The organism is Hafnia alvei, assembly GCF_964063325.1.
GTDB lineage: Bacteria > Pseudomonadota > Gammaproteobacteria > Enterobacterales > Enterobacteriaceae > Hafnia > Hafnia alvei_B.
On record NZ_OZ061315.1, the window covers coordinates 826468 to 837272 of the forward strand.

The following is a 10805-nucleotide window of genomic DNA, read 5'->3' on the forward strand; positions in this document are numbered from 1 at the left end:
CTTATTCAAGCCCACGACGATATTGATAGAACGCCGCACAGGCCCCTTCAGAAGAAACCATCAGCGCACCAAATGCGTTTTGCGGATTACAGCCAACGCCAAACAGAGGACATTCGGCCGGTTTGCAGCGACCGGTGAGTACATCACCGCAGCGCGCTCTTGGATCATCGGCGACTTTCTGTTCTTGCGGGTGGAAGCGTAATTCAGCGTCGAACTGAGCATACGCAGGGCTTAAGCCTACGCCGGAATGGGCGATTTCGCCTAAGCCACGCCATTCGCTGCTCTCTTTGGTGACGAATACTTCATCCAGAACTTTCTGCGCGATAGCATTGCCGTGATCGGGAACGATGCGGCGGTATTGATTTTCCACGCTGCAGCGTTCTTCGGCAATTTGCGCTACCAGCATATCCAGCGCCTGCAAGATATCGAGCGGCTCAAAGCCGGTGATAACCAAGGGCTTGTGGAAATCTTCGCAGATAAACTCATAGGGATGAGCGCCAATGACCATGCTGACATGGCCGGGCGCGAGGAAGCCGTCGATGCGTACATCCGGCTGCTGCAATAGGCTGCGCAGCGTAGGCGTGATCGTAATGTGCTGGCAGAAAACCGAAAAGTTTTTCAACCCCAGCGTTTTAGCCTGCTGCAGCGTTACCGCCGTGCTTGGCATCGTGGTTTCAAAGCCAAGGCCGAAGAACACCACTTCTTTGTCTGGATTCTGCTGCGCCAGCGCGAGGGAATCCAACGGCGAATAAACGATGCGAACATCAGCGCCTTTGCGTTTGGCATCCAGTAGAGAACCGTGGCGCCCAGGAACGCGCATGGCATCGCCAAAGGTACAAAAAATCACGTCCGGCTGGCTGGCAATTTCGACACACTCGTCGATGCGGCCCATTGGCAGAACGCAGACGGGACATCCGGGGCCGTGTACAAACTCGATCTCCGGTGGCAGCAGCTGATCTAGGCCAAATTTAAAAATAGCGTGAGTATGTCCGCCGCAAACTTCCATCAGCTGAAGAGGAAGTTTGCAGTGTGAAGGTAAGGTTCGAACCCGCTCTGTAATCCGCTGAACCAGCTTTTTAGCCAGTTCAGGATCGCGGAACTCATCAACAAACTGCATATCTCATACCACCTTACTTTTCACTGGCCTGAGGAGCGGGTTCGCCGTTACGCAGGAAATAACCGACGTCCTCTTCAACTTCTTGCATCGCCATTAGCGCATCCAGCGTATCTTTGGCTTCGGCCTCATCGAGAATGCTCATGGCAAAACCGACGTGAACCAGCACCCACTGACCAAGCATCTCTTGAGGTGAGCCTTCGCATACCAGCGCGATATTGACTTCGCGCTTTACGCCACACACGTCAACCATTGCCATTTGATGTATATCATCGCCTACGGCAACGACCTGACCTGGAATTCCTAAGCACATACGTTTGTCTCCAACCATGCAAGCCAAGCATCCATTCCTTCACCGCTGGTGGCGGAAAGTTGGATAACGGTGATCTGTGGATTAACGCGTTTCGCATTGGCAATGCAGGCTTCAACGTCAAAATGCAGATACGGCAGCAGATCGATTTTATTAATAATCATCAGCGAAGAGGCGGCGAACATATGTGGATATTTCAGCGGCTTATCTTCGCCTTCGGTAACGGACAGCACGGCAACTTTATGACGTTCGCCAAGATCGAAGCTGGCTGGACACACCAGATTACCCACGTTCTCAATAAACAGCAGGCTACGGTCTGGCAGGTTCAGGCGATGCATTGCATCGTGCACCATTTGTGCGTCTAAGTGACAGCCTTTGCCGGTGTTCACCTGAATAGCAGGAACGCCGGTGGCGCGAATACGCTCTGCGTCATTGGTGGTTTGCTGATCGCCTTCAATCACGGCGCAGCTGTATTGATCGGCAATACGCTTGAGGGTTTCCGTCAGCAGCGTTGTTTTGCCTGAACCGGGGCTTGAAACCAAATTCAGTGCGGCAATATGCTGCTGGGTAAAGTGCTCACGGTTGTGCTCGGCCAGATGGTTATTTTTGCCGAGAACGTCCTGCTCAATTTGCAGCATACGGCGTTGAGTCATGCCGGGCGCATGGCTACCCGCCTCGCCTTTACCGTAGTGCAGATCGTTATCTTGCTGTTCTGGCGTAAATTTTTCGTCGTGTTTATCGAGATGCTTTTCTAGGCGCTTTTCTGCGTGCTTATTTTTGTTCTTATTCTTGTGTTTATGCTTGTGGTCGTGAAGATGCAGTTCAGCATCAGAGGCAAGTACGTAGTTATAGTGATGATGATGTACGTCGCCGGTGTGATGGTAATGGTGGTGCACCACTACGGTCTGAGGATGTTCACCCTGCGCGTGCTGATGTTGATGCCCATGATGATGACCGTGTTCATGGTTCTGCTCATGTTCATGATGATGGTGACCATGTTCGTGGCTGTGATCATGACCGTGTTCATGGCCATGGTGGTGATCGTGATGGTGTCCATGCTCATGATGATGGTCGTGATCGTGATGATCGTCGCCTTCAATGCGCTGTTCGCCAGCCGCGCAACCGCAAGTAGTACACATAAATTCTCTCCCGAAAACTATTCGATTTCGATTTGTTTGATTTGCATGCTGTCGCCGCTGTCCACGCGCAGATTATGGCTCTGGCAATGTGGGCATCCTGCGTCATGCGCTGATACGGTAATGGCCTGGCTACAATCCCAGCACCAAGCTTGAGCTGGTTGGGTTGTGATGTGCAGTTCACATCCCTCGGCTACGCTGCCACGGCAGACGATTTCAAAGCAAAAATGTACGGCGCTCTCTTCAATACATGAGAGTGCGCCAATCTCCAGCCATACACCGGTCACGCGCTTCACGTTGTTGGCTCGAGCCTGCTGTTCGATGATGTCAAATGCGCTCTGGCATAGGGTTAGTTCATGCATAGTTGTTATCTTATTTTTTATGGCGGGCATATCCTCGGTGAATACACACCGTGGCACCTTGATTACCGTCATTAGATGGCTGATTGATAGCATTGTGATGGCGCAACATTTACGCCTTTGCGATCGCCCTCGCATCCCATCGCTGAGCGGCGGCAATGACCGCCTGCCCTAACGCCAGAGCACCATCTCCAGCGGGTAATGCTTGCGGAAGTAATAGCGTGAATTCAGCCAAATTTTGCTGTAACAGCTCGCGTAACAAACGGTTATGCAAGACCCCGCCAGCCATTACGATAGTGCGGCAGTTCGCTGCGTTCGCATGAACACGCACCAAATCCGCGAGTCCGCCGGCCAATGCATAATGAAATGCATAGGCGCGATCTTCGGGGGCGGCCTGCCAACGGAGCCATTGTTGCCAGAAAACGGCCATATCGAGATTGTTGTGTACATCCAGCGGCAATGAGACTGGCGGGTGTCGTTCCTGAGCCTGCTGTGCCAAGGCTTCTAAGCGACAGGCAGCTTCACCTTCAAAGCTGATCGCTTCTGAGCAAATGCCTAATGCCGCTGCCGCTGCGTCAAATAATCGCCCTGTGGATGACGCCAACGGGCTATTGAGTCCGCGCTCGATGGCCCGTTGTAAAACTTGCCATGGCTGAGAAAGAATAAATTTGGCTTCTGGGTAACTCTGCCAGTTGGGGACGAAGCATAGCAACTGCGCCAGCAGGTTGCGCCACGGCTGACGAGCGGCCAAATCACCGCCTGCCAACGCAACGGCGGGTAATCCCCCCAGACGCTGCATTTGGCGATAATCCACGCGAAGGCACTCACCGCCCCAAAGGGTATTATCTGCACCAAAACCAATGCCATCGAGCGCTAGCCCAATCAGCGGCGGCGTATCTAAAGGAATACCATGCTCTGCCATGCAGGCTGCAAGATGAGCGTGATGATGCTGAATGGGTAAACATTCAACGTTCAGTTCTTGAGCCTGTTGCTGAGCAAACTGGGTGCTGACGTAGGCCGGATGCATATCACAGGCGATCGCTTCAGAACTAAACTGATAAATTTGGTGCAGCAATGTCCATGTTTGGCTGAACTGTTGTTGGACTCTTTCATCGCTTAAATCGCCGAGATGCTGGCTGAGCACGGCCCGATTGCCTTTTAACAGACAAAACGTATTTTTCAGATCGCCACCGACAGCTGCCACGGCAGGCAACGGCTGGAAACTCTCTGGTAAATCAATCGCGTCCGGTACATAGCCTCGCGAGCGGCGTAGCATTTCGCCGCCATGCGGTTGCCAGCGAATGACGGAGTCATCAACGCGTTGGATGATATCTCGGTTATGCAGCAGCCAAATATCTGCGATATCGGCCAGATCGTGCAGCGCCTGCGAATTGCTTAATGCGGGAGGCAAGCCATTGGCATTGCCCGATGTCATCACCAAGGGGCGCCCCACTTTTTGCATCAATAGATGATGCACGGGGTTCGACGGCAGCATGACGCCAACTTCATCCAATTGCGGCGCAATGTCATCTAATACCAAGGTGGATTTTGGTAGCAACACAATGGGGGCGGCAGGGCTGCTAAGTAGTTTGAGTAAGTCGTCTGAGACGTTATCTCGGCAATAGGCGCGTACCCAGCTTTCATCGGGTAACATGACGGCTAGTGGCTTGGCCGGTCGGCGCTTGCGCTGGCGCAGAAGCTGCACCGCGTGCGGGTTTGACGCATCGCAGGCCAGATGGAATCCGCCGATGCCTTTAATCGCCGCAACGCCGCCGTTAAGCAATACATCAATCACTTCCTTCCACGCGTGCGCGCCAATAAAAGGCTGCCCGCCAGCGCTATTACAGCTCCACAGATGGGGGCCGCAGGCGGCACAGGCCGTTGGCTGGGCATGAAAACGCCGGTTTGCCGGGTTTCGATATTCTTGATCGCAGGTGGGACACAGCGGAAAAGTCGCCATCGCGGTGAAAGGGCGATCGTATGGCATACGTTGAATAATGGTAAACCGTGGCCCGCAGTGGGTGCAGTTAATAAACGGATAGCCAAAGCGTCGATTGGCTGCATCGCTCATCTCACGCAGACATTCAGGACAGGTCGCAGCATCGGGCACAATTTGGGTATCCATTTGGCCCTGACCGCTTTCAATAATACAGAACTCATGAGGCAGTTCACCACCGAGCCATTCTTGCTTACTGATCGTGTCAATGCGCGCCAGCGGTGGGCACTCCTGACGTAACAGGTGACAGAAGTGTGCGATATCTGCGGGTAAACGTAGGGCGATTAATACGCCTTGGGCATCATTACTCACTTCGCCTTGCAGCTTAAGCCGTTGAGCCAGTTGCCAGACGAATGGACGAAAACCAACACCTTGGACTTTGCCTTTTACTCTCAGCAAGATTGCGTTCTGACTCAAGGTGGCTCCTGAAGACTACGTCATATCAAAGATGACTATTTTCCGTATTTAAACGATAAACATCTTTGATGTGGGGCAGCGAGTGTGCAAAAAGGATTAGTAAAGTGAGTATTTTCTTTATCACCTCTCCCATAAAGAGAGAGGTGACAGTAAAAGAGCTAACGATTAGGCATGAACCATCATACGTTCAGCGTCTTCAACATGACGACGCAGGCGTGATTTCATTTCGTTATAGGTCTGAGAGGCGTAATTCTCTGCCCAATCCTGATCGATGATTGGCTCAACGCGAACCGCACAGTATTTGGTTTCTGGCGTTTTAGAAACGGGGTCCAGATTATCCTGAGTCAGCTCGTTGCATGCGCCAATCCACCACTGATACGTCATATAAACTGCACCTTTATTGATGCGTTCGTTGTAGTTACAGCGCGAGATCACTTTGCCACGGCGAGATTCAACCCATAGGATTTGCTGATCGCAAATTCCCATACGCTGAGCATCTTCAGGATGCATCTGCACAAAACCCGGTTCATCGGCCAATGTTTGCAGCGCGGCACAGTTACCGGTCATGGAGCGACATGAGTAATGTCCTACTTCACGCACGGTACACAGCACCAGAGGGAACTCTTCGTCTGGGATCTCGGCCGGAGCACGCCACGCGGTCGCGAACAGTTGACCTTTCCCTGTCGGGGTGTCGAAATGGTTGTCTTTATACAGATAAGGCGTGCCTGGGTGATCGAGCGTTGGACATGGCCACTGTACGTGTCCCATCTCCCCAATTTTTTCGTAGGTTGCGCCGTAATATAGCGGGCACAGCTCGCGCAGTTCATCCCAGATTTCTTCATTGCTGTTGTAATGCATCGGATAGCCCATCTCGGTGGCCAGCAGGCTGATAATCTCCCAGTCACGCTTAACGTTGCCTTTCGGCTCGATAGCTTTTCCGAAACGTTGGAATCCGCGGTCGGCGCAGGAGAAGATCCCGCCGTGTTCGCCCCAGCTGGTGGCCGGTAGAATAACGTCGGCTTGCTCAGCGGTTTTGGTCATGAAGATGTCTTGCACCACCACAAACTCTAAGGCGTCAAAGCCTTTGCGCACGAGGCCTAAGTCGGCTTCGGTTTGCAGAGGATCTTCGCCCATGATGTAGTAGGCTTTCACTTTGCCTTCAAGAGCTAAATGAGGCACTTCAGTAATGCGATAGCCGACGTTAGGGTCCATATCGTCCGCATTGATGCCCCATGCTTTGGCAAATTTGGCGCGAGTTTCTGGGTTTGTCACCGACTGATAGCCTGGGAATTCGTTAGGCAATACGCCCATATCACAGGCACCTTGGACGTTGTTTTGACCACGGACAGGGCCAACGCCCACGTCAGGACGGCCTAAATTGCCGGTCAGCAATGCCAAACCTGATAAGCCTTTCACCACGTCAACGGCTTGACCAAACTGAGTGACGCCCATCCCCCACATAATGGTGGCGGAAGGTGCCGCCGCGTAGGTGCGCATGGCTTGGCGAATATCCTCGGCGGGAACGCCAACCAGTTTTTCGACGGCTTCAGGGCTGTAGTCGGCAACGATTTTGCGATACTCCTCGAAGCCTTCGGTGAAATTAGCCACGTAGCTTTTGTCGTAAAGATTTTCTTCAATCAGGACGTGGGCAAAGGCATTCACCAGCGCCATATTGGTGCCATTGTTCATTTGCAGATGCTGATCGGCAATGCGCGCCGTTTCTATTTTGCGTGGATCGCAAACGATGATTTTGGCACCTTTTTCTTTGGCCTTAATCACGCGACGCGCCACGATAGGGTGGGAGTCCGCGCAGTTATAGCCAAAAACTAGCAGGCATTTCGAGTTTTCGATATCGGTGATGGAGTTGCTCATAGCACCGTTGCCCAGCGTTTGTTGCAAGCCAGCAACCGACGGGCCGTGGCAGACACGCGCACAGCAGTCAACGTTGTTATTGCCGGTCACTGCGCGAGCAAACTTCTGCATCACATAGTTGGTTTCATTGCCTGTTCCGCGTGAGGAACCGGTATGCATAATCGATTTCGCGCCGTATTTTTGTTTGATTTCTTTTAGGCGCTGAGCGGTATAGCGGATGGCTTCATCCCAAGAGACCACTTCAAATTTTCCGCTTTTTTCTCGGCGGATCATTGGCTCATTCAAGCGCGGCGTTAGCAGTTTTGTATCGTTGAGAAAATCCCAGCCAAAATAACCCTTCAGACAAAGCTCACCCTGATTGGTGACGCCGTTTGCGCCTTCGGCACGGACTATTTTACCGTTTTCAACACAAAGGTTGATTTTGCATCCTGCGCCGCAGTAAGGGCAGACGGTGACGACTTTACTTTTCACAACGTCGAGATTATTGACAACGATTGAGTTATTCACTGTAGGTGAATTCATAACGAGACCTTACCCCGAACCGGGGATAATGAATGGTTGTTAATCAAGCCTTTTGGTTTTGAAGTCGCTGCAAGTAAACGGCAACTTCAATCAATAGGATTTAAAACTGCATGAGATGAAAGCGTTAAAATGTGAAACCGTTAGAACATGAAATCGATTGTGGTATCGAGCGCTGCACGACGGCGTTTTTCATTGATCATGTCTTGCATAGCATTGCGGTCGATAAGCTTTAATGCATTGGTTGGACAGGTTTCAACGCACGCAGGGCCATTAGCGCGGTTGTGGCACAGGTCGCATTTATTGGCTTCAGCCTTAGAGGAAACCATCATGGCGGAGGCGCCGTTTTGACGAACGACCGGAGAAGTGATCACTTCCATCGTGCCGTATGGGCAAGCAACCACGCAGGTTTTGCAGCCGATACATTTTTCCTGTGACACATAGATAAAGTCTTTTTGGCGAGTAATGGCACCGTTTGGGCAAACGTTGGCACAAGGGGCATCTTCGCACTGGCGACACAGGATCGCTGTGCTGACGTTTTCCCCTTTAATAACGTGAATGCGTGGGGTGAAGTTGTCTTTGGACAGGTTGTGAAGTTCGCTGTCTTCACGGTGAGCCATGACGCAGGCGACTTCACAGGTACGGCAGCCGATACATTTTTTAGGATCTGCAATGACGAACCGGTTCATCAATTAACTCCTGATTTCTCATTATATTTAGTGAGGCAGAAAGAACCTGCCTATGCTCAGATTGCTTATCGGTACTAGTAAGCACACATCATGCCAACTGTATTTGAACGGGTGTTTTTTTGTTTTAAATTAGAAGGTTGCTTTCTAATCTGATTTTTTAAACGCCAAAAATAGCGCGCTGAATTGCCAGCTCGACAGGGAAATTCGACATAAGTGTCGAATAATTTGCGCGATACGACATCGGCAACATTATCGTTGGAATGGAGATCTCACTCGTTGATCTTGGCGGTGATAATGGGAGGCTTTAGCTGATAAAACGCGAATCATTTTGATATGTTGGTACCCGAGCCCTCATCGAACAAAGTGCTCGGGATAAGATGATTTACTCATGCCGGACGGTAAAGTGGCTAGCGATCAGTTTCGCACCACAGGTGGTTTGATCGCCATCATGCGCAGCTTGTTTGCCGCTTAAAGTAAAGCCACTTCCCGAGGCAATAATAGTTGACGGGCTATGGCCCAATATAGGGCAAGTCACTAGGTCCCCTTGAGCGGCAACAGGTATACCGTCTTGAGTAAAGCCTGCTTGAGCGCTAACAACAACGCCACCATGGTTGGTTTTATCACCTAATACGATTAATGGTTTCATTTATTCTCCTTTATCTTCCTCGAAAGGTTTCAGCCGATTTGCTGCAAATTGCGGTGTGTATCGCTCGCTGTTATCTTCTTGGCGGGCGGCAACTGGTACTGAAGCAGGTGTAATTTTAAAAATCTTGCATATTAGCCACCAACTTAGAGCAAAGAGAGTAAGAAGCGGGAAAAGCAAAAATGTCCAAATTGGCCAAAGTATGATTTTCATATTCATTTCTACCGAATCGCAATATCGGCGACGAAAAGGCCAAGGGGCATAGTGCTGCCAGATCTCGGAGGGAGAAAGCGTAACTTTTGTATTGAATACGCTACGCCACTCATAAACCTTAGGAATAACTAATTCCTTATGGCCTTGCTGCATAAATACATTGATAAATGTTGTTAAGCCGTGCATTACAGAGCGGTTATCATTACTTAATTCTACGTGATGAATCGATTGGGTGTTATCTGGGTCCTTATGTAATAAAGTAAAATATATTTTAGTTATTCCATTAATATTAATCGTACTAGTCCATAATAAAGAACTCCATGGCGAAATGTAATCTATTCCCTCATGATGCACGTAGACCATTTGTGTAGCACGGTTAAAAATAATGTTAGAGTTTTTTTTGATATTAAGCATAGCGTTGTAGAGAATAGCGATATCGACTGATATTAGTGATAATAATCCTGGTATACCTGGTAGATACGAGGCGGGCATTTGGCTACCAATATAAAAAATAATTAATAAAATAGCTTGCGCCCAAAAACGCCCTAAAAAAGAACTGAATGCCAACTTAGCGGTTTGAATCTCTAAACAGTTATCGCTAATAGAAACTAACTGATTACCAATCCATGCATCTTCAGGTTTAAATTTTTTTCCAGGATAATCACAAGTAACCTCCGTTGTTGTTAACATACTATTGCTCCTATTAGGCTTCACGGCCTGATTCCTTTGGCCGCCATTTCTGGTGTTACACGTATACTGTCGTCACCTTCGTAGGCTTCTTCTGGGACTGGGTGGGGTTTAATATTGAAAATTTTGGTAATGGGATACCAGATAAGTGATGCAACTATATTGAGAGGGTAATAGATCAATACATAGAATGGCTACATATATATTTTTAGTGATTTTTCTAATGGATCGGTTATTTTTCCGCAAAAAGGCCAAGGTGCATAGTGGCGCAATGTTTTTAATGGTGGAAATGCAATGCTTATTTTTTCTCTATCAATCCATTCGTATTCAGTAGGTATAGCAAGACCATCGGGTCCTTGGCTTGTAAATGACTTAATGTAGTTAGTTATTACTTTAATATTCCATTCATCATCTATCTCTATACTTTTAGTTACGCTAATACCTTTAGCATTTCTATGATGCATCGATATCATGGTTTTTGCCCCACCGGAAATAATGACGTCATCAAGATTGTTTATATAGGTAATACCACGATAATAAGCATAACATTTTTTTGTTTTACGGTTAAAAACAATGTTTGATATCTTTGTTATTTGTGAAATATATATATATTCTATACCACACAACCAAAACAGGACAACAGCTAAAGGAAGATATGAACCAATAAAGTCATCATCAAATTCATTATATATTGTAAATGTAAAAAATATATAGGTTGTAATAAACATAAGGAGAAGCGATCTTGCTAAAAATGCCCCAAGATACACATCATTTGGCCTTATTTCTAGGCAGTATTTACTCATAGAAATAAAGCATTTATTTATTTTTAGTTTTTCATTCATTTGGTTGC

The 10805-nt window shown here is 48.9% G+C and carries 10 protein-coding genes; all 10 read right to left on the minus strand.

Annotated elements, in window-relative coordinates; genetic code table 11:
- Window position 1: 1 nt before the first annotated feature.
- The 10 genes from hypD to AB3Y96_RS04015 all read right to left on the minus strand — a co-directional run bounded on the left by hypD (window position 2) and on the right by AB3Y96_RS04015 (window position 10797).
- Window positions 2-1117, minus strand: coding sequence for a hydrogenase formation protein HypD (gene hypD, locus AB3Y96_RS03970; protein ID WP_043491034.1), 1116 nt, complete (start codon window positions 1115-1117; stop codon window positions 2-4).
- Window positions 1118-1130: 13 nt separating this feature from the next.
- Window positions 1131-1427, minus strand: coding sequence for a hydrogenase maturation factor HybG (hybG, locus tag AB3Y96_RS03975; RefSeq protein WP_072310317.1), 297 nt, complete (start codon window positions 1425-1427; stop codon window positions 1131-1133).
- Entirely contained in the window at window positions 1418-2563 is a 1146-nt protein-coding gene (hypB, locus tag AB3Y96_RS03980) for a hydrogenase nickel incorporation protein HypB (RefSeq protein WP_367298542.1), read from the minus strand. Before hypB ends, hybG begins: the two co-directional genes overlap by 10 nt.
- A gap of 17 nt (window positions 2564-2580) precedes the next feature.
- A complete protein-coding gene (gene hypA / locus AB3Y96_RS03985) occupies window positions 2581-2922 on the minus strand; it encodes a hydrogenase maturation nickel metallochaperone HypA (protein ID WP_072310315.1) in 342 nt (113 codons plus the stop codon).
- Between the two features lie 109 nt (window positions 2923-3031).
- Complete coding sequence (hypF, locus tag AB3Y96_RS03990; RefSeq protein ID WP_367298543.1) at window positions 3032-5332, minus strand: carbamoyltransferase HypF; 2301 nt, start codon at window positions 5330-5332, stop codon at window positions 3032-3034.
- Window positions 5333-5497: 165 nt separating this feature from the next.
- On the minus strand, window positions 5498-7726 hold the full coding sequence (gene fdhF, locus AB3Y96_RS03995) for a formate dehydrogenase subunit alpha (RefSeq protein WP_367298544.1): 2229 nt from the start codon (window positions 7724-7726) through the stop codon (window positions 5498-5500).
- A gap of 140 nt (window positions 7727-7866) precedes the next feature.
- Window positions 7867-8412, minus strand: a complete 546-nt coding sequence (gene hydN, locus AB3Y96_RS04000) for an electron transport protein HydN (RefSeq protein WP_234618831.1) — start codon at window positions 8410-8412, stop codon at window positions 7867-7869.
- A 382-nt stretch (window positions 8413-8794) separates the two neighbouring features.
- Window positions 8795-9058, minus strand: coding sequence for a PAAR domain-containing protein (locus AB3Y96_RS04005; protein ID WP_367298545.1), 264 nt, complete (start codon window positions 9056-9058; stop codon window positions 8795-8797).
- Window positions 9059-9958, minus strand: coding sequence for a hypothetical protein (locus tag AB3Y96_RS04010; RefSeq protein WP_367298546.1), 900 nt, complete (start codon window positions 9956-9958; stop codon window positions 9059-9061).
- Between the two features lie 191 nt (window positions 9959-10149).
- Complete coding sequence (locus AB3Y96_RS04015) at window positions 10150-10797, minus strand: hypothetical protein (protein WP_367298547.1); 648 nt, start codon at window positions 10795-10797, stop codon at window positions 10150-10152.
- Window positions 10798-10805: the final 8 nt, after the last annotated feature.